The following is a 21,747-nucleotide window of genomic DNA, read 5'->3' on the forward strand; positions in this document are numbered from 1 at the left end:
CCGGCACTGATCCTGGTCAAACCGCGGCGATGGCCTCCTGCATTATCCTATTTCACTTACCTGCCCTGCCCCCTGCATGCACGACCACGAACGCGCCGCCCGCCAGTCGCTGATCGACCACTGCCGGGCGATGAACGCCAGCGGGCTGTCGCTGCACAAGTCCGGCAACGCCAGCCTGCGCTGGGGCAAGGGGCTGCTGATCACGCCCACCGGACGCGCCTATGACCGCCTGCTGCCGGAGGACATCGTGTATCTCGACGCGGATGGCACCTGCCCGCCTGGGCAGTTGCTCCCGTCCAGCGAATGGCGCTTTCACGTCGATATCCTGAACGCGTTTCCGGACATGAACGCGGTGGTGCACGTGCATTCCACCCATGCCACCGCGCTGGCCTGCCTGGGCGAGGGGATCCCGGCCTTCCATTACATGGTCGCGGTGGCCGGCGGCGACCGCATCCCCTGCGCCGAGTACGCCACCTTCGGCACCGCCGCGCTGTCGGACAACGTGCTGCGCGCGCTGGATGGCGGCCTGCGCGCCTGCCTGATGGCCAACCACGGCCAGGTGGCGACCGGCAAGACCCTGGCCGACGCCTATGCCCTGGCGGAAGAAGTCGAAAACCTGGCCCGCCAGTACCTGCTGGCGCGCAGCCTGGGCCCGACGCGCAACCTGCCGCCGGAGGAAATGGCCGTGGTGCTGGAGAAGTTCAAGTACTACGGCCAGCAGCGCACGCCAGAACGCGGCTGACCGTCCTGCTGCCGAATCGTCATATGGATGCGGCACCGCAGCCGCTACACTGCGCGCATGGATACCCCCGCCTTCGACCACACCCTGTTCGCCGGCTGCGCCGCGCAGATCATCCAGCACACCCGCGAGCTGGCCGCGCGCGGCTGGACCCCGGCCACCGCCGGCAATTTCTCGATCCGGATGAGCCCGGAGCACGCGGCCATCACCATTTCCGGCAAGGACAAGGGGCGCCTGACCGAGGCCGACATCATGGTGGTGGACATGGCCAACAATCCGGTCGCCACCCACCACCGGCCATCGGCGGAAGCCGCGCTGCACACGCACCTGTACCGCAAGTTCCCGGACGTGGGCGCGGTGCTGCATACCCACTCGCCCACCCAGACCATCGCCGGCCTGCTGTACGCCGACCAGGGCCGGGTGCGCCTGCACGGCTACGAGCTGTTCAAGGCCCTGCGCGGGCACACCACCCACGAGGCCGAGGTGGACCTGCCGGTGGTGCCGAACGCGCAGGACATGGACGTGCTGACCGCCAGCGTGGACGCCGTGCTGGAGCATCCCGGCACCTGGGGCTACCTGATCGCCGGCCACGGTCTGTACGCCTGGGGCCGCGACATCAACGAGGCGCGCCGGCATCTGGACGCGTTCGAGTTCATGCTCGGCTGCGAGCTGGAAATGCGCCGCCTGGGCGCACGCTGATTTGCGGAGGACGATGGCGATGAGCCGTTTGCGCATCTTCGACGAACACACCCCCGACTCCCCGCTGCTGGCCACCACCGCGTTCGAGGCCATGGCGGCCGAGCTGGCCCGCATCGGGGTGCAGCTGGAGCGCTGGCAGCCGGCGCGTGCGGTGCGGCCGGGCGATCCGCCCGAAACGATCATGGCCGCCTACCGCACCGACATCGACCGCTTGGTCGCCGCACGCGGCTTCCAGAGCGTGGACGTGGTCAGCATCGCCCCGGACAATCCGCAGAAGGACGCGCTGCGCGCCAAGTTCCTCGACGAGCACTTCCACAAGGAAGACGAAGTGCGCTTCTTCGTGGCCGGCAGCGGGCTGTTCACCCTGCACGTGGGCGACAGGGTGTACGAGGTGCTGTGCGAGGCCGGCGACCTGATCGCGGTGCCGGACGGCATGACCCACTGGTTCGACATGGGCCCGATGCCCAGCTTCGTGGCGATCCGCTTCTTCACCACCCCGGACGGCTGGGTCGGCCACTTCACCGGCACCGACATCGCGCAGCGGTTCCCGCGCTACGAAGTGGGACAAGCGGCGTGACGACGGCCATCCTCACCGACATCGAAGGGACCACCTCCAGCATCTCCTTCGTGCGCGAGGTGCTGTTTCCGTATGCGCGCGACCGCCTGCCGGAGTTCATCCGCGCGCACGGGCGTACGCCGGAGGTACGCCGCTGGCTGGACGCGGTGGCCATCGAGATCGCCGCCGGCGCCTGCGACGATGGCGTGATCGCCGAGACGATGCAGGGCTGGATCGACCAGGACCGCAAGCACACCGCGCTGAAGGCGCTGCAGGGGATGATCTGGGAGGCCGGGTACCGCGAGGGCGATTTCACCGCCCCGCTCTACCCCGACGTGCTGCCCGCGCTGCAGGCCTGGCACGCGGCCGGGCACCGGCTGGCGGTGTATTCCTCCGGTTCGGTGCCAGCACAGAAGCTGCTGTTTTCGCATACCGAGGCCGGCGATCTCACCCCGCTGTTTTCCGGCTTTTTCGACACCGAGATTGGCGGCAAGCGCGAGGCCGCCAGCTACCGCGCGATCGCGGACCGTCTCGGGCAGGCGCCGGAGACGGTCCTGTTCCTGTCCGACGTGGTGGAGGAGCTGGACGCCGCGCGCGCGGCCGGGCTGCGCACCACCCTGCTCGACCGCGCGCAGGACTACCCGCAACCGCGGCTGGGCGAAGCCATCCACGGGCACCCGCGCGCGGAATCGTTCGCGCAGATCGCGCCCTGAGGCAGGCCGCCGGTGCCGCGGCCGTTCCCGTTCGCGGCACGCCTGTCGAACCACGCATGGGCCATCACGCGCCACCCAACCTCCACAGGCGCATGACGAACCGCGGGCCTTTACATCCCGTTCGTGGTGAGCCTGTCGAACCACGGCCGGGGATGCGAACGAAGCGCGAACGCCGCGCGCCGGCGGGAAATGGGCTCGCCTACGGGGCGGCCTCGTCGAGGCGATAGGTCGTGCTGGCCTGCACCACCCCGCGCCAGCGGTCGAACGCGCGCACATCGACGCGGTGCTCGCCCGCCGCCAGCGTGGTCGGCAGTGCGCCGCGCCAGAGGTGCATCGAAATCTCCGCTTCCGGCGAACGGTCGTAGCCGCGCAGCGCGGCCGCCTCGTCGTCGCGCCGGTTCTCCGCCTGCAACCGCGGATCCGGCAGCAGTACTTTCTTCATCGGCCGCCAGCCGCCGCCGTCCACGCGGTACTCGACGCGGGTGGCGTCATCGCCCATGTACACGTTGGCGAACACGCCCCAGGCCGGATACGCGCCGCGTCGCAGCACCTTCGGTGCCCACAGGCCGATCTGGGCATCCTCGGGATCGCGCGCGGCGTGCCAGGCCAGCGCGTAGTCGCCGCCCGGCTTCAGGGTGAGCACCGCGTAGCCGTTCGGCGTGCCGTCGGCCATGGTCGCGTCCGGGATTCCGGCGGCGTCCTTCACGCCCGACCAGTACGCGCCGCAGGCCGCGCCCAGGTTGAACTCGTGCAGCGGCGCCGCGCCCTGCCAGCCGTCGGCCGCGGTGTGCCAGTAGTGGCGCTGGGTGTGGGTGTGTGCGCTCAGCACCAGCACGTGCGGGAACGGCGCCAGCAGCGCGAACAGGCGGGCGCGGTCGGCGTCGCGGAAGTTCTTCTTGCCGGGCTGGTCGAACAGCGGGATGTGCATCGCCAGCACCAGCAGCCGGTCCTTGGGCAGGGTCGGCAGCCAGCGTTCGAGGAATGCGAACTGATCCTCGCGCAGGCCGCCGATATAGGCCGGCGACTGGCCGGGCAGCGGGATCACGTCGTCCAGCACCACCACGTTCGCCAGCGCCGCCTGGCGCGCCTGGGTGTCCGGGCCGATCGCCGCGCGGAATGCGGCGCTGGCCGCCTGGCCCGCCGCAAGGTCCAGGTCGTGATTGCCCGGCGCGTACATCCACGGCACCCCGAGCGACTCGGTGACCCGGCGCACCGCCGGCAGCAGCGCCGGCACATCGTCCACCAGATCGCCCAGGGTCAACCCCAAGCGTGCCGGCACCCGCCCCTGCAGGGGCTGCACGATATCGCGCCGGAAATAGCCCACGTCGGCGTCCGATTTCACCTGCGGATCGCCGAACACCAGCACCTGCGCGGCCGCCCCGGCCAGCGTCGCGGGCGCGCGGTGATAGTCGATGCAGCCCGGGCCGCGCCCGCCATCCGCGGCCGGCAGCGGCAGCGGGGCTTCCACAGCCACCGGAACGCAGACGGACGCGCCAGCGCCGGCCTGCAAGGCCGCCGCGGGAGGCAGAACCGCCGCCAGCGGCAGCAGGCAACACAGCAGGAGACTCTTGCGCATGGCCCATTATGCGCAGGCCGCCGACGGCCGGCCAGCCGCGCCGCTGCAGCTCACGCCCGCCCTGCCCTAGAATGCCGGCATGGGGATGCAGCGGGGGACAGGGCGCCGGCGCGCCCGCACGTCGTGGCTGGCCGCGCTGGCGCTGCTGGTGCTGCACATCTGCGCGTTCGCCAGCGCGGCGACCGCGCAGGCACCGCTGCGGCTGACGCCCGGTGATTCCAGCTTTCCGCTTTCACCCAGCCTGACCTACTGGCACGACGCCCAGGCCAGCGCCGGCGTCACCCAGGCCTTCCAGCGCGCCGAGGCCGGGCAGTTCGCACCGCTACCAGACGGCAACCCGGCATTTGGCTTCCAGACCGGCGCCTACTGGTTCTACCTGCCGATCGAAAACGCGCAGCCCGACGAGACCCGCTGGCTGCTGGTGCAGGAATACGCCCTCAGCGACAGCCTCGACCTGTTCCTGCGCTATCCCGACGGCCACATCGAGCACCAGGCGGGCGGCGATCACGTGCCGTTCGAGGACCGCTTCATCCGCTACCGCTACCCGAACTTCCGCCTCGACCTGCCGCCCGGCCAACGGGTGGAGCTACTGTTCCGCGTGCAGAGCGAGAGCTCGATGCAGGTGCCGCTGGTGCTGTACACGCCGAAGGCCTTCGCCGAGCTGATGCGCGACGCGCAGTTCTCGACCGGCCTGTACTACGGCATCGTGCTGGCGCTGCTGTGCTACAACTTCGTGCTGTGGGTGATGCTGCGCGATGCCGGCTACTTCTGGTATCTGCTGCACACCGCTGCGTTCGGGCTGGTGCTGTTCACCCTCAACGGCTACGGCTTCGAATACTTCTGGCCGAACTGGCCATGGATGGCCGACGCTGCGGTGCCGCTGTCGATCTGCCTGGCGCTGATCGGCATGCAGCAGTTCTCGCGCAGCTTCCTCGACCTGCGCGAGCGCTGGCCGGTCGGCAACCGGGTAAGCCTGGCCCTGATCGGCTTGTTCGTGCTGCTCGGAATCGCTTCGGTCTGGCTGCCCTACAGCACCTCGACACCACTTGCCTCGCGCATGGTCCTGCTCGGCGTGCTGTGGATCATCGTCTCCGCCATCGTGATGCTGCGCCGTGGCTACCGCCCCGCGCGCCTGTTCCTGCTCGCCTGGTCGCTGTTTCTGGCCGGCACCGCGGCCTTCACCCTGCTGGCGTTCGGGATCCTCCCGCGCAACTTCTGGACTCACAACGGCGTGCAGATCGGCTCGGCGCTGGAGATGCTGCTGCTCTCGCTGGCGCTGGGCTCGCGCTATGCAGGCCTGCGCAATGAGAACATCCGGATCGTGCAGGAAACCAACGAGAAGCTGGAACGCAGCGTCATCGACCGCACCCGCCAGCTGCGCACGGCGATGGCGCAACTTGGCGAAGCCAACGTGCAGCTGCGCGAGTACAGCCGGCGCGACCCGCTCACCGGCGTGTTCAACCGTCGCCACTTCCACGAGGCCCTGCGCGAGGCAATGCAGGCGCGCGGCATCGACGGCAAGCCGCTGGCGCTGCTGCTGCTGGATCTTGACCACTTCAAGCAGATCAACGACGCATACGGCCATCTGGCCGGCGACGACTGCCTGAACGCGGTGGCACGCTGCCTGGAGGAGGTCGCGCAGCCGCGCGGCGGGCTGGCGGCGCGCTTCGGCGGCGAGGAGTTCGTGCTGGTGCTGCCGGGGGCCGATGCGCAAGCCGCGCTGCAGGCGGCGGAAGCGGTGCGCCTGCGCATCCAGCAGCAGTGCGTCGAAAGCCAGGGCCACAGCATCCGGCTGAGTGCCAGCATCGGCGTGCATACCATCGATGGCGGGCAAAACGTGTCGCCGGAGGATGCGATCCGGCTGGCCGACGAGGCGCTGTACCGCGCCAAGCACGAGGGCCGCAACTGCGTGCGGCACTCCATCAGCGTGGCCTGAGCCGGCTCAGTTCCGCCGCGCGGCGAGCACGCGCCGGACATCGTCCAGCCCCAGCCCGCGCGCGCGCAGCAACACCAGCAGGTGATACAGCAGGTCCGAAGCCTCGCCCAGCAGCGCGTCGTCGTCCTGCGCCACCGCGGCCAGCGCGGTTTCCACGCCCTCTTCGCCCACCTTCTGCGCGATCCGGCGGATGCCGGCCTCGAACAGCCGGGTGGTGTAGCTGCCCTGCGGACGCTCCTGCGCGCGGCGGGCGATGAGGGCGTCCAGCGCGGACAGCACGTCGCCCGGCGCTTCGGGGAAGCAGCTGGCGCGCCCGAGGTGGCAGGTCGGGCCATGCGGGCGGGCCTGCACCAGCAGCGTATCGGCATCGCAATCGGCGTCCACCGACACCAGCGCCAGCACGTGGCCGGAGGATTCGCCCTTGGTCCACAGCCGCTGCCTGCTACGGCTGTAGAACGTCACCCGGCCGCTGGCCAGCGTGGCCAGCAATGCCGCGCGGTCCATGTAGCCCAGCATCAGCACGCGCAGGGTGTCGGCATCCTGCACGATGGCCGGCAGCAGGCCGCCCTGCCTGTCCCAGGCCAGCGCGTCGATGTCGAATCCGGTCTTGCTCACAGCCGCACCTCGATCCCCTGTCCGCGCAGGAATTGCTTGAGCGCGGGAATCTCCACCGCGCCGGAATGGAACACGCTGGCCGCCAGTGCGGCATCCACGTCCGCCTCGCGGAAAGCCTGCGCGAAGTGCGCGGGCGCGCCGGCCCCGCCGGAGGCCACCAGCGGCACGTGGCAGACGGCGCGCGCCGCCTTGAGCTGCGCGACGTCGTAGCCGGCGCGCACACCGTCGCTGCCCATGCAGTTCAGCACGATCTCGCCGGCGCCCAGCCGCTGCGCTTCCTCGATCCAGTCCAGCGTGCGCTTGCCGGGCGCGCGCATCGCACCGGGGCTGCCGGTATGGCTGCGCACGCGCCATTCGCCGTCGGCCTCGCGCACCGAGTCGATGCCGACCACCACGCACTGCACGCCGAAGGCCCCGGCCAATTCGGCGACCAGTGCCGGCCGCTCCAGCGCCGGGGTGTTGACGGAAATCTTGTCGGCGCCAGCGTGCAGCACCGCGCGCGCGTCCTCCACGCTGCGGATGCCACCGGCGACGCAGAACGGAATGTCGATCAGCCGCGCCACCCGCTCCACCCAGCCGCGGTCCACGCTTCGCCCTTCGGGGCTGGCGGCGATGTCGTAGAACACCAGCTCGTCGGCGCCGGCATCGCGGTAGCGCAGCGCCAGTTCCACGATATCGCCCATGTCCACGTGGTCGCGGAAGCGCACGCCCTTGACCACGCGGCCGTCGCGCACGTCCAGGCAGGGAATCAGCCGTCGGCTCAGCATGCCAGCGCCTCCGAAAGCACCAGCCGCCCGTCCAGCAACGCCTTGCCCAGCACCGCGCCGGCGCAGCCGGCGGCGCGCGCCGCGGCCACGTCGGCCACGTCGCGCACCCCGCCGCTGGCCTGCACGCGCACGCCCGGATGGGTCGCGCACAGGCGACGGTAGAGGTCGATGTTCGGCCCCGCCAGCATGCCGTCGCGGGCGATGTCGGTGCACAGCAGATGCACCAGCCCGGCATCCGCATAGCGCGCCAACAGGCCGTCCAGCGTCTCGGCGGCGACCTGCGTCCAGCCGTGCACCGGCAGGCGCCACGTGCCCGCCTCGTCCTGCCGCGCATCCAGCGCAACGGTGATCCGCTCGCTGCCGAACGTGGCCAGCCAGCCCATCACGGTGTCGGGTGCGGTCACTGCGAGCGAGCCCACCACCACGCGCGCCGCGCCGGCCTCCAGCAGCGCGACCACGTCGGCCTCGCTGCGCACGCCGCCGCCGGTCTGTACCTGCAACCCGGTGTGCGTGCGCACCTCGCGCAGCAGCGGCAGCAGGGTGTAGCCGCCGGCCTTGGCGGCGTCCAGGTCGACCAGGTGCAGCCACCCCGCGCCGGCTCCGGCGTAGCGCAACGCGAACGCCAGCGGATCGTCGCCGTAGCGGGTTTCGTCCGCGTAGTCGCCCTGGCGCAGGCGCACCACCCTGCCGGCGCGGATGTCGAGGGCGGGATAGACGGTGAAGCTCATGCGGGCGTCCAGCGCAGGAAGTTGGCGAGCAGGCGCGCGCCGACACTGGCGGAGCGCTCGGGGTGGAACTGGGCGCCGGCGACGGCGCCACGCGCGACCATCGCGGCGAAACGCTCGCCGTGGGTGCACGCGGCGATGCAGTCGGCGGTCACCGGCGCGGCATAACCGTGCACGAAATAGGCGCTGGCACCCGCCGCGATGCCGTCCAGCAGCGGCGAATCCACGCACGGCTCCAGCGTGTTCCAGCCCATGTGCGGCACGCGCAGGCCGGGACCGCCCTGCAGCCTGCGCACGAGGCCGGGCAACAGGCCGAGGCAGGCCACATCGCCCTCCTCCGAGCCGTCGAACAGCAACTGCATGCCAAGGCAGATGCCCAGCAGCGGCACCTCCAACTGCGGCAGCACCTCGGCGAAACCGCGCTGATGCAGCAGCGCCATCGCCGGTGCCGCAGCGCCGACGCCCGGCAGCAGCACGCGCGGCATGCCGCGCAGGCCGTCGGCATCGCGCACGATGTACGGGCGTGCGCCCAGCCGCTCCAGCGCGTAGCAGACGGAGCCGAAGTTGGCCCCGCCGGCATCGATGACCGCCACCTCCATCACAGCACGCCCTTGGTGGACGGCAGCTCCGCGCCCTCGCGGCGGATCGCCTGGCGCAGCGCGCGCGCCACCACCTTGAAGCAGGCCTCCACCTGGTGGTGGTCGTTCTCGCCCTGCACCTGCAGGTGTAGGTTGAGGCCGGCTGCATCGCACAGCGAGCGGAAGAAATGCGGCACCAGCTCGGTTGGCAGGTCGCCCACGCGCTCGCGATGGAAGGCACCGGTGAACACGAAGTACGGCCGTCCGCTGAAATCCAGCGCGGCGCTGGCCAGGGTCTCGTCCATCGGCAGGGTGAAGCCGTAGCGGCCGATCCCGCGCTTGTCGCCCAGCGCCTCGCGCAGCGCCTGACCCAGGGCCAGCGCGGTGTCCTCGACGGTGTGGTGCTCGTCGATGTGCAAATCGCCCTCGGCGCGGATCGTGAGCGCCAGCCCGCCGTGCTTGCCGAGCTGGTCGAGCATGTGGTCGAAGAAGGCAAGGCCGGTCGTGACCTGCGGCTCGGCGGCGCGGTCCAGATCCAGCTCGACGCGGATCTTCGTTTCCTTCGTGTTGCGCACCACCGTCGCCTGTCGCGGCGCATCCGCCAGCGCGTGGGCGATGCCGGCCCAGTCCCACTCCCCGCCGAACTGTGGGGTGGCCAACTGGAAGCCGCGGATGCGCAGGTTGTCGGCGAACTGCAGGTCGGTCGGTCGGTCGCCCACCATCGCGCTGCGCGCCCAGTCGATGCTGCGATCCTGCAGGTAGGCGGTCATCATGCCGATGCCGGGCTTGCGGTTGGGGCTGTTGTCGGCCGGCAGGCTGCAGTCGATCAGCTCATCCCGGAACACGATGCCCTGGCTTTCGAACACCTGCCGCATCAGCGCGTGCGGGCCGTCGAAGGCAGCGCGCGGGAAGGCGGCGCTACCGAGGCCGTCCTGGTTGCTGACGATGACGAACTCGTAGCCGGCATCGCGCAGCTTCAGCAGCGCCGGAATGACGCCGCGCACGAAGCGCAGTTTTTCAAAGGCATCGATCTGGAAATCGGCCGGCTCCTCGATCAGGGTGCCGTCGCGGTCCACGAACAGGATCGGACGCAGGCTCATGCTGCCGCCTCCACGCGCCGTGTCGCGAGCACGGCCAGCACCCGCCGGCACTCCTCCATGGTGCCCACGCTGATGCGCAGGGCATCGCCCAGCTGCGGCAGCGCGCGCATGTCGCGCACCACCACCCCGGCGGCCAGCAGGGCGTTGAACGCATCTTGTGCATCGGCAAAGCGCACCAGCAGGAAATTGCCCGCCGAGGGATAGACCCGGCGCACGGCCGGCAGCGCGCGCAGGCCATCGGCCAGCCGCGCGCGCGCCTCGCGCACGGCCTGCATGCGACTACGGGTCAGCGCCAGCGCCTGCGGCGCGAGCGCCGCCAGCGCCGCCTGCGCCACCGGCTGCGGCACCGGATACGGGGCCTGGCAGCGGCGTAGCGCCTCGATCAGCGCGGGAGTGCCAATCACGCAGCCCACCCGCGCCGCGGCCAGCGCGTGCGCCTTGGACAGGGTGCGCAGCACCGCGATGTTGTCGTGCCCGGCCAGCAGCGTGCTGGCGGACGGCGCATCCGCATATTCGAGATAGGCCTCGTCCACCACCACCAGGCAGCGGCCGCGCAGGCGCGCGGCCAGCGCGGCGATGGCATCGAGGGCAAGTAGTTCACCGGACGGATTGCCGGGCGTGCACAGAAACAGCAAGCTCGCACCGCGCTCCAGCGCGGCATCGCCCAGCGCCGGAAGATCGGCGCACAGCCCGGCCTCGCCATCGCGCAGCGGCACCTCGATGACCTCCGCCCCTGCAGGCGCGCGCACACCGCGTACATGCCGAATACCGGCGGTGCGATGACGATGCGGCCGCGTCCTGGCGCACAGAACGCGCGCACCAGAAGATCGATCGCCTCGTCGCTGCCGCGGCCGATCAGCAACTGTGCCGGGGCCACGCCATAGAGCTGGGCCAGGCGCTCGCGCAGCGCCTGCGGCTGCGGCGCCGGATAGCGGCGCAGGGCCGCGTCCGGATCGGACGCATTGGCCCAGGCGGATTCGTTGGCATTGAGCCAGACCGAGCCGGACAGCGCCTCGCTGCGCGCCGACCTGTAGCCGCCGAAGTCGCGCAGGTCCTCGCGCAGCAGCGCGTTCACCGTGGTGCTCATGCCGCGTGCTCCAATCGCAGTTCGACCGCGTGCGCGTGCGCCTGCAGACCCTCGGCATGCGCGAGGATGGCCGCGCACGGCCCGGCGCTGGCGATCCCGGCGCGGCTGGCTTCCTGCACGGCGATGGCTTTCTGGAAACTGGCCACGGACAGTCCGCTCCACGCGCGCGCCGCGCCGCCGGTGGGCAGCACGTGGTTGCTGCCGCTGCAGTAGTCGCCCAGCGCCTCCGGCGTCCAGTCGCCGAGGAAGATGCTGCCGGCACTGTCGACGCGGTCCAGCCACGCGCGCGGCTCGCGCAGCGCCAGGATCAGGTGTTCCGGTGCGTAGACATTGCTGATGGCGATGGCCTGTTCGATGTCGCGCACCCGCACCAGCCGCGACGCCTCCAGCGCACGCCGGGCGATGTCGGCGCGCGGCAGCCGCGCCAGCTGGGCCTCGACCTCCGTGGCCACGGCGTCCAGCAGCGTGGTGCTATCGGTCAACAGCAGCACCTGCGAATCGGGCCCGTGTTCGGCCTGCGACAGCAGGTCGGCGGCGACGAACGCGGGGTTGGCGCCGCTATCTGCGATCACCAGCACTTCCGACGGGCCGGCCGGCATGTCGATGGCGATGCCGCCCGGGCGCTGCGCGGCCTGCCGCTTGGCTTCGTCCACCCACGCATTGCCCGGGCCGAACAGCTTGTCGCAGCGCGGCACGCGGGCGGTGCCGAGGGCCATCGCCGCGATCGCCTGGGCGCCGCCGAGCTTGAACACGCGCACGCCCGGCGCCTGCCGCGCCGCCAGCAGCACCGCCGGATCGGCGCTGCCGTCCGCGCGCGGCGGCGTGCACAGGATGACCTCGGCGCAGCCGGCCAGCCGCGCCGGCACGCACAGCATCAGCGCGGTCGAGGGCAGCGGCGCGCTGCCCGCGGGCACGTACAGCCCCACCCGGCGGATGGGCCGCTGCACGCGCTGGCAGGTCAGGCCCGGCGCGGTTTCCACTGCGTAAGGCGGCGCGATGCCGGCCTGGTGGAAGGCCTCGATCCGCGCGGCCGCCTCGGCGATCGCCGCCTGCACCTCGGCCGGCACCGCCTCGGCGGCGCGGGCGAACTCACCCGCATCTACTTCGAACTCCTCGAGCATCACGCCGTCGAACCGCGAGGTGAAGTCGCGCAAGGCATCGTCGCCGCGATCCGCAACCGCCTCGAAGATCGCCTGCACGCCGCTGCGCACGGCATCGGACACCGCCTGCACCGGCCGCTGCAGCATCGCCGCGCGCGCAGGGTCATCCAGCTGGTTCCAGTCGATGCGCTTCATGCCAGCATCCGCTCCACCGGCAGCACCATCAGCCCGCGCGCACCGGCGTGCTTGAGGTCTTCCAGCCGCTGCCAGGTCATCGCACCGTGGCACAGCGCCTGCAGCGCCAGCATGTCGGCGCCGTCCACCGGGCACATCGTCGGCGGCTCGGCGTCCGGCAGCAGCTGCAGCACCTGCGGCAGCGCCTCGCGCGGGGCCTGGAACAGCAGCAGCTTGCTGTCGCGGATGCGCAGCACGCCGTCCATGCGCCGCAGCAGCAGGTCCGCCAGCTCGGCGCGCACGTCGGAAAACGGCTGTACCGGCCCGGCCAGCACCGCTTCGCTCTGCAGGATGTCCAGCACCGGCTTGAGCTGGTTGGCGGCCAGGGGTAGCACCGCTGGACACCAGGTCGCAGATGACATCGGCCTGGCCGAGGCGCGGTGCGATTTCCACCGAGCCGTTGAGCACCACGATATCGGCCTCCACCTGCTGCGCCCGCAGCCAGGCGCGCAGCTGGTTGGGATAGGTGGTGGCGATGCGCTTGCCGGCCAGCTGCGCCGGCCCCTGCCAGTCCCAGCCGTCGGGCACCGCGATCGACAGCCGGCAGGTGCCGAAGCCGAGCGCGCGCCATTCGCGGAACGCCGGTGGCAATCCGGTTTCGCTGCGCTCGCCCGCCTGTTCCAGCAGGACGTTGCGGCCGACCACGCCGAGATCGCACACCCCGTCGGTGATCAGCCCGGGGATGTCATCGTCGCGTACCAGCAGCAGGTCGATCGGCAGCGATTCGCCATAGCAGAACAGGCGGTCACGGCTTTCGCGCCAGCTCAGGCCGGCAGAGGCCAACAGGGCGCGGGCCGGTTCACTGAGGCGGCCGGATTTCTGGATGGCGATGCGCAAACGGTCGCGCACCGCCGATGTGGCGGGAGGGCTCATGGCGGGGCTGTTCAGTGAGAGTCGTGAGGAAGCCCGAGACGGCGGGCGGCGGTTCGGTAGCCGCCGGTACCGCGCTCCAGGCAGCGGGCGACGCGGCCGATGGTAGTGACGCTGACCTTGGTGCGTTCGTGGATCTCGCGATACGGCATACCCTGCAGCAGCTGCGGCACCACCCGCCAGCGGTCGCCCATCGCCTCCAGCTCGGCTGGCGTGCACAGGTCATCCAGGAACGCGCGCACCTCGGCTGCGCCCTGCAGCGAGGCCAGCGCATAGGCCAGCGCGTCGATGGCGACGGCGGCATCGTAGGGCGGCAGGGGCTCGGGGCGTTGCTTCATCGGAAGGCCATCGAAAGGTCTGGACTGCGGGATCCCGCCGGGTTGGGATGGGTTTGGGCTGTTGCGCCGGGCTTGCTTCGGGCTTGCTCCGGGCAGGAAAATCGAATGCACTAATGTATTAACGCACTAACACATTAATTGACGAAAAAGGGCGCGTCAACCGCGCCCTGCTCGTTCCGTGCGTCCGGCTGGGGTGGCGTTCAGCCGGCAGCGCCCCTTGCACGCCCCTGCCGGCCGAACCGAAGGCCTATCCCTCCGCCAGCGCGCGCCGCGCGGCGGCCAGCAGGCTGCCGTCGGCCACCATCGCCACCGCCGCCGCGACCTCGCCGTCCAGCGCGCGGTCGCGCTCCAGATACGGAATGCGCACGCGCAGCGCCGCATGCGCCGCGGCCACGGCCCGCCCCGGACGGAACTCGGCGGCGTCGGCCAACTGCGCGCGCAGCGCCTCCACTTCCTGTAGAAACACCGATCGCTCCGGCGATTCCGGCGGCGGCCCGCCCTGCACCTTGCCGGCAAAGCCTTCGGCATCGACCCGGCGCGCCAGCGCGCGTGCGGCGTTGATCATGTCGCGCCGCAGGTCCAGCGCCTGTGCGGCGGTATACAGCTCCAGCGCGAGCACCTTGCCGAGGTCGCTGGCCATCGCCAGCACGTGGCGCGCCTCGTTGGCGCCCATCGAGACGTGGTCCTCGGCGTTCGCGGAGGTCGGGATGGAATAGACCGCGGCCGGCATCGCCCGGCTGGCGAGGTCGTTGACGATCGCCGCCGCGGTGTACTGCACGATCATGTGGCCCGACTCGGTGCCATCCTCATTACCGATCAAAAACGGCGGCAGGCCGTCGCTGGTCGCCGGGTCCACCAGCTTGTTGAGACGGCGCTCGCTGATCGAGGCCAGCACCGGGATGGCCGCCTTCAGGTAGCTCATCGCCAGCGCCAGTGGCATGCCGTGGAAGTGGCCGGCGGAAATCACCTGCTCTTCCACATGCGCGGCATCGGCCTTGTCGGGGAACACCAGCGGGTTGTCGGTGACCGCGTTCAGCTCGATGTCCAGCACGCGCTTGGCCTGCTCCAGCGCATCGCGCACCGCACCGTGCACCTGCGGGATGCAGCGCAGCGAATAGCTGTCCTGCGGCTGGTGCTTCTTGCCACCGCGGAACGGCAGGAAGCGCTGATAGAACTTTTCGCGCCCATGACGCTGATTGAGCGGCACCCAGTCCCAGCTCAATATCGAAGCCCAGCGCCTGCGCGTCCGGGGTATCCCAACTGGACGGCTGCCACGACCGGAACTTCGGCACCAGGTGATAGGCAATCCCGGCCAGCGTGGAGCCATCCAGCAGGCGCCGCAGGTTTGCCGCGGTCGCCACCTGGCCCGGATGTGGACGCAGCGCGTGGACCTCCGGCGCGAACGCGCCGAGGCGGCCGGCGAAGGCGTCCAGCGTCATCGCCGCGGCCAGATCGGCGACGTCCAGCAACTCCTCCAGGCGCTGCACCGCCAGCACGCCGGTCGCCAGCATCTGCGCGGTGCCGTTGTTCAGCGCCAGGCCCTCCTTGTAGGACAGCGTGGCCGGCGCCAGGCCCTTGCGCGCCAGCGCATCCGCGCCGGGCAGGCGCTGGCCGTCCACGAAGGCCTCGCCGCCGCCCAGCAGCACGATGGCCAGGTGTGACAGCGGCGCCAGATCACCGGAAGCGCCCACTGAGCCCAGCTGCGGCACTACCGGCACGATCCCGGCATTGAGCATCGCCGCCAGCGCCTGCAGGGTCTGCACGCGGATCCCGGAATGCCCGCGCAGCAGCGTGTTGATGCGGATGCACAGCATCGCCCGCACCACCTCCGGCGCGAACGGCTCGCCGACGCAGACCGCGTGGGTGACGATCAGGTTGCGCTGCAGTTCGATGTGCGGCGACTCGCCCGAGGGCGTTGCACCCGGCAACTCATCGCGCAGGCGATGCGCGCCCAGCAGCTTGTCGGCATTGCTGCCGAAGCCGGTGGAGACGCCGTAGATCGGCTCCTGCCTCTCCACCTGCGCGGCGAGAAAGTCGGCGGCATGCGCCACCCGCGCCAGCGCATCGGCGTCCAGCGTAACGCTTGCACCGCGCGCCACCGCCACCAGCTGCGCGCGCGTCAGCGAGCACCCATCGAGGCGGATCGCCGCCGTCATCGCGCACTCCCCGCGCCGCTGCGCAGCTGCTCGCGCTCCACCAGCAGCGCCGCCGCCAGTTCCGCCTCGACGACCTCGAACTGCTCGCCGCGGCGCAGATCCTTCACCGCCACCGCCCCGCGCGCCGCCTCGTCCTCGCCACGCAGCACCACGAAGCGGATGCCGGCCTTGTCCGCGTACTCCAGCTGCTTCTTCAGCTTGCGCGGCTCCAGCTGGGTCTCCACGTTCAACCCCGCCGCCCGCAAGCGCTGCGACAGCGCCAGCGCGTGTTCCAGCCCGGCGTCGTCCAGCAGCGCCACCAGCACGTCCACCGAACTGTCGGCGGTCTGCACCAGCCCGGCGTCCTGCAACTGGAAGAACAGCCGGGTCAGGCCGATGGAGATGCCCACGCCCGGCAGCTTCGACTTGGTGTAGTGCCCGGCCAGGTTTTCGTAGCGCCCGCCCGAGCAGATCGAGCCGATCTGCGGACAGGCATCCAGCGTGGTCTCATAGACCACGCCGGTGTAGTAGTCCAGCCCGCGCGCGATCGACAGGTTCAACGCGTAGCGCGACTCCGCCACGCCCAACGCGCGGATCTGCTGGAGAATCGCACGCAGCTCGGCGCGTCCCTCTTCGAACAGCGGCGAGCCCGACCCGAGTGCGTCCAGCTTGGCCAGCGCGTCGGCATGGCCCTGCGAGCGCACCTGCGAGAACGCCATCAGGCGGTCGATGACATCGGGGGCCAAACCGAAGCCCTCGCCCGCCAGGGTCGCGCGCACGGCATCGCCGCCGCGCTTGTCCAGCTTGTCCAGCTCGCGCAGCACCCGCATCTGCGCCTCACCGATGATGCCCAGGCCTTCGAAATAGCCGCGCAGTAGCTTGCGGTGATTGAGCTGGATGGTGAACTCGCCGATCGCCAGGCGCTCGAACACGGCCGCGATCACCGCCGGCAGCTCGGCATCGAAGCGCGGCGACAGCGTGTCCTTGCCGATCACGTCGATGTCGCACTGGTAGAACTCGCGGAAACGCCCGCGCTGGGCGCGCTCGCCGCGGTACACGCGCTGCATCTGGTAGCGCCGGAACGGAAACGCGAGGTCATGCTCGTGCTCTGCGACATAGCGCGCCAGCGGCACGGTCAGGTCGAAGCGCAGCGCCAGCTCGGGCAGGCCCTCGCCGCCCTTCTCCAGCGCGCCGGTGGACTGCACGAAATAGACCTGCCGCTCGGTCTCGCCGCCGGACTTGGTCAGCAGCACCTCCGACAGTTCCATCACCGGCGTTTCCACCGGCAGGAAGCCGAAACGCTCGAAGGTCTGGCGGATGATGTCCAGCATGCGCTGGAACGCGATCTGGTCGCGCGGCAGCAGTTCCATCACCCCGGCGGGGGTACGCGGCTTGATCAAGGCAAAGCTCCGGGCGTCGTGGAAAGCCGTTAGTTTAGCGGGCACGGCCGCCTTGCCACGGCCGCCGATGCCGACAGGCGCCGGAAAAATCGCCCACCCCCTTGCCGTCGACGCGGCATGCCCCTAAAATGCGCGGCTCTGCCGTCGGGGTGTAGCTCAGCCTGGTAGAGCGCTACGTTCGGGACGTAGAAGTCGCAGGTTCAAATCCTGTCTCCCCGACCAATTCCCATCCCGGATGGGGTGCAAGAAACCGCCGCGAGGCGGTTTTTTCATGCCCGCAGGCATGGCCTGCCTCCCGGCCGGCACAGGACCGCAGTGACCCGCCACCGCCTGATTTTGCGTTGCCTGAAGGCAACCGCAGCGCAGGCATCCCCGTGCAGGCATCCCTCCCGTTCCTCCCCGGCTGTACCGCGCCTCGCTGCTGCGCCAGTGGACCTTGCGGGTGGTGGTGCCACTGGCGCTGGCCACGCTGATCGCATTCGCGCTGCTGGCGTATGCGGCGTGGCCGGAGGGTGCGCCGCCGCTGGCGCTCTGGCGCGGCGGGCTGTTGCTGCTGGCGGCCCTGGCCTGGGTGGTGGCCCTGAGCTGGGGCATCGCGGTGCGGGTGGCCAAACCGCTGGCGGAACTGACCGAGGCCGTCGAGCGCCTCGGTCGCGGCGAGCGGGTGTTCCTGCAACCGGTCTCCCAGGGCGGCGCCATCGCGCGTCTGCAAATCGGCATCAACCAGGCATCACAGACGCTCGCCAATGCCCGCAACCGGATGCAGAGCGAGTTGGGACGCACCAGCATCGAACTGGCCGACAAGCACGCCAAGCTGGAAGCCGCCAGCCGTGCACGCTCCCGGCTGCTGGCGGCCGCCAGCCATGACCTGCGCCAGCCGCTGTACGCGCTGACGCTGTTCTCCTCCACCCTGCGCGCCGGCGAGACCGATCCCACGCGCCTGGAACGGATCCGCCACATCGAAGAATGCGCGGCCTCGCTGGACCAGCTGTTCTCGGAACTGCTGGACCTGTCCCGGCTGGAAGCCGGCAGCATGCGCGCACAGCCGGCCGCCGTGCGGCTGGACGAGGTCTTCGACGAAGCCAGCCGCAACTTCCGCATGCTGGCGGAAGCGCGCGGCCTGCGGCTGGTGGTGCGCAAGACCGATGCCTGGGTGTACTGCGACCGCACCATGCTGGCGCGCATCCTCAACAACCTGATCAGCAACGCGCTGCGCTACACCGACAGCGGCGGCGTGCTGGTGGGCGTGCGCCACCAGGCCAGCAGACAGGTCCGCATCGATGTCTGGGACACCGGCTGCGGGATCGCCCCGGAGCATCAGCAGCAGGTGTTCGAGGAGTTCTACCAGGTGCGGGCGCCGGTGGGGCGCACCGGCGAGGGCGCGCGCGGACTGGGGCTGGGGCTGGCGACCGTGCGCCGTCTGGTGGATCTCATCGGCGGCCGTATCGCGCTGGCTTCCCGGCCCGGCAAAGGCACCCGGGTCGCGCTCTGGCTGGACGCCTGCACTCCGGCGCAGCGCACCCCCGCGCCGGCACTGGATGCCCCGCTCGACATCAGCGGCCTGCGCGTGCTGGCGATCGATGACGAGCCGGGCATCCTGCAAGGCCTGCGCACCCTGCTCGCGGAATGGGGCTGCGACGTGCGCGCGGCCGCCAGTCCGGCCGAGGCGCTGGAGCAGCTGCACGGCTGGTTCGGGCCGCCTGACCTGGTGATCAGCGACCTCCATCTGGGCGATGGCCCGGACGGACTGGAAGCCTTGCATGCGATCGCCCGCCAACTCGGCGAAGACCCGCACTGCCCCGGCTTCGCCCGCCTGCTGGTGACCGGCGAAACCCGGCGCGACCGGGTGGACGCGATCGCCGCCCGCCAGGTCCCGGTGCTGTTCAAGCCGGTCCCGCCGCAGCGCCTGCGCGAAGCCATGCTGGCCGCGGTGCTGGCGGTACGCGCACGTCGCGACACGCCCCCAATGGAGCACGCATGAGCCAGACCTTCAGCTACGACGCGGTGGAATACCCGGCGCACGTCTACCCTCAGCTGCATCCATCGCGGCTGGCGGCGATCGCCCGTCTGCACGGCGTGGAGGCGGCATCCCCGGCCGGCTGCCGGCTGCTGGAAATCGGCTGCGGCGACGGGCTGCAGCTGCTCACGCTGGCGCTGGCCTATCCACGCGCGCGCTTCGTGGGGATCGACCTGTCGACCACGGCCATCACCCGCGGCGAGGCGCTGCGCCAGGCGCTGGGGCTGGACAACCTGCAGCTCGTGGCAGGCGATCTGCTGGCCTGGTCGCCTGCGCCGCCCGGGTTCGACTACATCATCGCCCACGGCTTCTATTCCTGGGTGCCGGATGCCGTGCGCCAGCACCTGCTGGAATTATGTCGCGACCATCTCGCCCCCGCCGGCATCGCCTGCATCAGCTACAACGCCCTGCCCGGCTGCCACCTGCGGCGGATGCTGTGGGACGTGCTGAAGTTCCACGCCGGCACCGACTCCGATCCGGCCACACGCATTGCCCGCGCGAAGGAGTGCCTGGAGCTGCTGCAAGCCGGTCTGCCGGCAGACAACCGCTATGCCACCGCGCTGGCCGGCGAGATCGAGGAGTTGCAGGACCGGCTCAACCCCAGCGTGCTGTTCCATGACGATCTGGCCGAACTCAACCAGCCCTTCACCCTGGATGCGTTCATGCGCGAAGCGCGCGCGCACGGGCTGGAGTTCGTGGCGGAAGCCTCGTACCACGAGATGTCGCTGCGCAACGCCGGCGAAGCCGTGCGCCCACTGCTGGAAACCCTGGCCGCCGACGACGTGGTCAGCAAGGAGCAGTACCTGGATTTCCTCACCGGGCGCCGCTTCCGCCAGACCCTGCTATGCCGGAACGAAGCAAGACCCACCCCTCATCCGCACGCCGCCGCAGTGGGGCGGCTGGAACTGGTCTCGGCGCTGATGCCGGATGCGGCCACGCCGGATGCGCAGGGCGCGCTGCGCTTCTCGCGTCCCGGCAGCGGCGGCGTGCGCACCGACCATCCGGTGATGCAGGCCCTGCTGGCATTGGCCGGCCCGCGGCATCCGCAGCCGCTTCCGCTACCGGCGCTGCTGGACGAGGCGCGCGCGGCCGCCGGCAGCTCAGCAGCCGCGTGAAGCCGACCTGGAAACCGCCTGCCGCTTCCTGTTGCGCGCGTTCGAAGTCGGAATCGTGGAGCTGCATTGCGATGCGCCGAGGTTCGCCGCGGACGCCGGCCCGCGCCCGCTGGCCAGTCCGCTGGCGCGCCTGCAGGCACAGGCCGGAGCGAGCCTGGTGGCCAGCCTGCGCCCGAGCATGGTCGGCCTGGACGATGCCTATAGCCGCGCGCTGCTGACCATGCTGGATGGACGGCACGACCGCGCCGCACTGCTGGAGGCGCTGCGCCCGCTGCTCGAGGCGAACATCGGCAGCGGCCGCGAAGGGCAGCCCCGGCATGCGCAGGAACTGGAAACCACCCTGCAGGGCATGGCGTCGCTGGGCCTGCTGTGCGCGGGCGCCTGATCGGAAGCGACGGCCCTTGCGCTCAACGCACGATGTAGGTCTGGGTATTGAGCTGCAGCACGGCGTCGAACTGGACCTTCTCGTTGTCCTCGCCCAACTCCATCAACGCATCCACCCGGAAGCGCAGGGCGCGGTCCAGCTCCTTCTGCGGCTCCAGGGTCACACGCACCCGGGTCAGGCGCGATTCGTGCAGGGCAATCGCCTGCTCCAGCGCGCGCCGGATGCGATCGCGGTCATGCGGGCTGAGCAGGCTGTAGGACGAAAAATCCGGAATGCCGAAGGTCAGCGATGAGGCGCGGCATTCCTTGAAGGCCTCCGGGATCAGCCGCGCCCCTTCCGAGCGCGTGTTCAGCAGCGCCTCGAGGTCGCGCGAGACCTCGTTGCGCATCTCCAGCATCGATGGCCGGCGCCCCCGTCTTCCGGGAGGGCGTCGGCCACCAGCCGGTTCATCAAGCCGCGCATGGCCCGCGCCCCGACCCCGGCTCAACCGGCCGCCGCGTCACGCGGCGGTGTTCTTGGCGCGGTCCACGGTGACCACGGTATTGCCTTCCAGGCTGCCCTTGTCGCCCTGCTTCTTGTACTCCCACTTGAACTTGGTGGGCGACAGGGTGAGGGTCTCGTAGAACTCGCCATCCTGGCCGCCGCTGACGGCAAGCCCGGTGACATAGATTTTCTCGAAGTCGTAGGTCTGGTAGTCCTGCTGGCCGGCCGAGCCGCCGGCCTTGCGGAAGATCACCTTGCCCTTGGCGATGTGCTCGCCGGTCGCGGCGAACTTGGCCAGCACCGGCGAGGCCAGGTCCACCTTCTTGGTGACGGTGAAGTCGCTGAATACCGCCTTGCCCACGCCGCCGCCGCCACCCGTGGCCATGTTGGAGGCGCTGTGCACGCCCCACTGGAAGCTGTGGATCTCGATCTTGTCCTTGTGCTTGGCGTCGGTGGACTCGCCTTTCACGCCGTCGAGCTCCAGGAACCCGTCAACTGTTGCCATGGCTGTTTCTCCTGACTATGGGAATGGAATGGGAAAATGGGAAATAGATCAGCTGGCTCCACCGTTGGAACCGT

General features: G+C 70.5%; 19 protein-coding genes, 1 tRNA gene and 3 pseudogenes. 9 read left to right on the top strand and 14 right to left on the bottom strand.

What is annotated here, in order from left to right:
* Nucleotides 1–76: 76 nt before the first annotated feature.
* Genes LJB71_RS09965 through mtnC form a run of 4 tightly spaced genes read left to right on the top strand, consistent with a single transcriptional unit; the run spans nt 77 to nt 2,707 of the window.
* Nucleotides 77–742 carry a class II aldolase/adducin family protein gene (locus LJB71_RS09965; RefSeq protein ID WP_259304069.1) on the top strand — a complete coding sequence of 222 codons (666 nt, stop codon included), beginning with the start codon at nt 77–79 and terminating at the stop codon, nt 740–742.
* A 57-nt stretch (nt 743–799) separates the two neighbouring features.
* Nucleotides 800–1,438, top strand: a complete 639-nt coding sequence (locus tag LJB71_RS09970) for a methylthioribulose 1-phosphate dehydratase (protein ID WP_259304070.1) — start codon at nt 800–802, stop codon at nt 1,436–1,438.
* A 19-nt stretch (nt 1,439–1,457) separates the two neighbouring features.
* Nucleotides 1,458–2,015: an acireductone dioxygenase gene (locus LJB71_RS09975; RefSeq protein ID WP_259304071.1), complete on the top strand. Its 558-nt coding sequence runs from the start codon at nt 1,458–1,460 to the stop codon at nt 2,013–2,015.
* Nucleotides 2,012–2,707 carry an acireductone synthase gene (gene mtnC / locus LJB71_RS09980; RefSeq protein WP_259304072.1) on the top strand — a complete coding sequence of 232 codons (696 nt, stop codon included), beginning with the start codon at nt 2,012–2,014 and terminating at the stop codon, nt 2,705–2,707. The genes LJB71_RS09975 and mtnC overlap by 4 nt, the downstream gene beginning before the upstream one ends.
* 199 nt (nt 2,708–2,906) lie before the next feature.
* Here mtnC and LJB71_RS09985 read toward each other — a convergent pair whose 3' ends face one another.
* A complete protein-coding gene (locus tag LJB71_RS09985; protein ID WP_259304073.1) occupies nt 2,907–4,283 on the bottom strand; it encodes a calcineurin-like phosphoesterase C-terminal domain-containing protein in 1,377 nt (458 codons plus the stop codon).
* Between the two features lie 79 nt (nt 4,284–4,362).
* On the opposite strand from LJB71_RS09985, the gene LJB71_RS09990 reads away from it, so the two are divergent.
* The gene (locus LJB71_RS09990) at nt 4,363–6,219 is read left to right on the top strand and encodes a 7TM diverse intracellular signaling domain-containing protein (protein WP_259304074.1); all 1,857 of its coding nucleotides are present in this window, start codon (nt 4,363–4,365) and stop codon (nt 6,217–6,219) included.
* Nucleotides 6,220–6,225: 6 nt separating this feature from the next.
* Here LJB71_RS09990 and hisIE read toward each other — a convergent pair whose 3' ends face one another.
* From hisIE to hisS, 11 genes and pseudogenes are all read right to left on the bottom strand, one after another.
* The gene (gene hisIE, locus LJB71_RS09995) at nt 6,226–6,834 is read right to left on the bottom strand and encodes a bifunctional phosphoribosyl-AMP cyclohydrolase/phosphoribosyl-ATP diphosphatase HisIE (RefSeq protein WP_259304075.1); all 609 of its coding nucleotides are present in this window, start codon (nt 6,832–6,834) and stop codon (nt 6,226–6,228) included.
* Nucleotides 6,831–7,601, bottom strand: a complete 771-nt coding sequence (hisF, locus tag LJB71_RS10000; RefSeq protein WP_259304076.1) for an imidazole glycerol phosphate synthase subunit HisF — start codon at nt 7,599–7,601, stop codon at nt 6,831–6,833. The genes hisIE and hisF overlap by 4 nt, the downstream gene beginning before the upstream one ends.
* Nucleotides 7,595–8,329, bottom strand: a complete 735-nt coding sequence (gene hisA / locus LJB71_RS10005; RefSeq protein WP_259304077.1) for a 1-(5-phosphoribosyl)-5-[(5-phosphoribosylamino)methylideneamino]imidazole-4-carboxamide isomerase — start codon at nt 8,327–8,329, stop codon at nt 7,595–7,597. Before hisA ends, hisF begins: the two co-directional genes overlap by 7 nt.
* Entirely contained in the window at nt 8,326–8,928 is a 603-nt protein-coding gene (gene hisH, locus LJB71_RS10010) for an imidazole glycerol phosphate synthase subunit HisH (RefSeq protein WP_259304078.1), read from the bottom strand. The genes hisA and hisH overlap by 4 nt, the downstream gene beginning before the upstream one ends.
* Nucleotides 8,925–9,998, bottom strand: a complete 1,074-nt coding sequence (hisB, locus tag LJB71_RS10015) for a bifunctional histidinol-phosphatase/imidazoleglycerol-phosphate dehydratase HisB (RefSeq protein ID WP_259304788.1) — start codon at nt 9,996–9,998, stop codon at nt 8,925–8,927. The genes hisH and hisB overlap by 4 nt, the downstream gene beginning before the upstream one ends.
* A 2-nt stretch (nt 9,999–10,000) precedes the next feature.
* A pseudogene (hisC, locus tag LJB71_RS10020) lies at nt 10,001–11,091 on the bottom strand (histidinol-phosphate transaminase).
* Entirely contained in the window at nt 11,088–12,386 is a 1,299-nt protein-coding gene (gene hisD, locus LJB71_RS10025; protein ID WP_259304079.1) for a histidinol dehydrogenase, read from the bottom strand. The pseudogene hisC and the gene hisD overlap by 4 nt, the downstream one beginning before the upstream one ends.
* Nucleotides 12,383–13,298 (bottom strand): annotated as a pseudogene (gene hisG, locus LJB71_RS10030) (ATP phosphoribosyltransferase). Before hisG ends, hisD begins: the two are co-directional and overlap by 4 nt.
* Before the next feature lie 11 nt (nt 13,299–13,309).
* Nucleotides 13,310–13,633 carry a YerC/YecD family TrpR-related protein gene (locus tag LJB71_RS10035; RefSeq protein ID WP_259304080.1) on the bottom strand — a complete coding sequence of 108 codons (324 nt, stop codon included), beginning with the start codon at nt 13,631–13,633 and terminating at the stop codon, nt 13,310–13,312.
* A gap of 247 nt (nt 13,634–13,880) precedes the next feature.
* Nucleotides 13,881–15,789 (bottom strand): annotated as a pseudogene (locus tag LJB71_RS10040) (aromatic amino acid ammonia-lyase).
* The gene (hisS, locus tag LJB71_RS10045; RefSeq protein ID WP_259304081.1) at nt 15,786–17,168 is read right to left on the bottom strand and encodes a histidine--tRNA ligase; all 1,383 of its coding nucleotides are present in this window, start codon (nt 17,166–17,168) and stop codon (nt 15,786–15,788) included. Before hisS ends, LJB71_RS10040 begins: the two are co-directional and overlap by 4 nt.
* A 145-nt stretch (nt 17,169–17,313) precedes the next feature.
* On the opposite strand from hisS, the gene LJB71_RS10050 reads away from it, so the two are divergent.
* The 4 genes from LJB71_RS10050 (at nt 17,314) to LJB71_RS10065 (ending at nt 20,685) form a co-directional block, all read left to right on the top strand.
* Nucleotides 17,314–17,390: transfer RNA gene (locus LJB71_RS10050), tRNA-Pro, on the top strand.
* Between the two features lie 220 nt (nt 17,391–17,610).
* Complete coding sequence (locus tag LJB71_RS10055) at nt 17,611–19,149, top strand: hybrid sensor histidine kinase/response regulator (protein WP_259304082.1); 1,539 nt, start codon at nt 17,611–17,613, stop codon at nt 19,147–19,149.
* A complete protein-coding gene (locus LJB71_RS10060) occupies nt 19,146–20,300 on the top strand; it encodes a class I SAM-dependent methyltransferase (RefSeq protein WP_259304083.1) in 1,155 nt (384 codons plus the stop codon). Before LJB71_RS10055 ends, LJB71_RS10060 begins: the two co-directional genes overlap by 4 nt.
* Before the next feature lie 31 nt (nt 20,301–20,331).
* A complete protein-coding gene (locus LJB71_RS10065; protein ID WP_259304084.1) occupies nt 20,332–20,685 on the top strand; it encodes a hypothetical protein in 354 nt (117 codons plus the stop codon).
* 22 nt (nt 20,686–20,707) lie between these two features.
* Here LJB71_RS10065 and tssE read toward each other — a convergent pair whose 3' ends face one another.
* Both tssE and LJB71_RS10075 read right to left on the bottom strand, forming a co-directional pair.
* Nucleotides 20,708–21,172: a type VI secretion system baseplate subunit TssE gene (gene tssE / locus LJB71_RS10070; protein ID WP_259304085.1), complete on the bottom strand. Its 465-nt coding sequence runs from the start codon at nt 21,170–21,172 to the stop codon at nt 20,708–20,710.
* A 12-nt stretch (nt 21,173–21,184) separates the two neighbouring features.
* Entirely contained in the window at nt 21,185–21,673 is a 489-nt protein-coding gene (locus tag LJB71_RS10075; RefSeq protein WP_259304086.1) for a type VI secretion system tube protein Hcp, read from the bottom strand.
* Nucleotides 21,674–21,747: the final 74 nt, after the last annotated feature.

The sequence above is a fragment of the Thermomonas sp. S9 genome, assembly GCF_024704365.1.
Classification (GTDB): Bacteria; Pseudomonadota; Gammaproteobacteria; order Xanthomonadales; family Xanthomonadaceae; genus Thermomonas.

Excerpts from the sequence above, each read along its gene's own strand:
- hisD (WP_259304079.1), bottom strand. The coding sequence starts at position 12,386 with ATGAAGCGCATCGACTGGAACCAGCTGGATGACCCTGCGCGCGCGGCG.
- LJB71_RS10035 (WP_259304080.1), bottom strand. The coding sequence starts at position 13,633 with ATGAAGCAACGCCCCGAGCCCCTGCCGCCCTACGATGCCGCCGTCGCC.
- LJB71_RS10075 (WP_259304086.1), bottom strand. The coding sequence starts at position 21,673 with ATGGCAACAGTTGACGGGTTCCTGGAGCTCGACGGCGTGAAAGGCGAG.
- LJB71_RS09975 (WP_259304071.1), top strand. The coding sequence starts at position 1,458 with ATGAGCCGTTTGCGCATCTTCGACGAACACACCCCCGACTCCCCGCTG.
- LJB71_RS09985 (WP_259304073.1), bottom strand. The coding sequence starts at position 4,283 with ATGCGCAAGAGTCTCCTGCTGTGTTGCCTGCTGCCGCTGGCGGCGGTT.
- LJB71_RS09965 (WP_259304069.1), top strand. The coding sequence starts at position 77 with ATGCACGACCACGAACGCGCCGCCCGCCAGTCGCTGATCGACCACTGC.
- LJB71_RS09990 (WP_259304074.1), top strand. The coding sequence starts at position 4,363 with ATGGGGATGCAGCGGGGGACAGGGCGCCGGCGCGCCCGCACGTCGTGG.
- hisA (WP_259304077.1), bottom strand. The coding sequence starts at position 8,329 with ATGAGCTTCACCGTCTATCCCGCCCTCGACATCCGCGCCGGCAGGGTG.
- LJB71_RS10060 (WP_259304083.1), top strand. The coding sequence starts at position 19,146 with ATGAGCCAGACCTTCAGCTACGACGCGGTGGAATACCCGGCGCACGTC.
- hisF (WP_259304076.1), bottom strand. The coding sequence starts at position 7,601 with ATGCTGAGCCGACGGCTGATTCCCTGCCTGGACGTGCGCGACGGCCGC.
- LJB71_RS09970 (WP_259304070.1), top strand. The coding sequence starts at position 800 with ATGGATACCCCCGCCTTCGACCACACCCTGTTCGCCGGCTGCGCCGCG.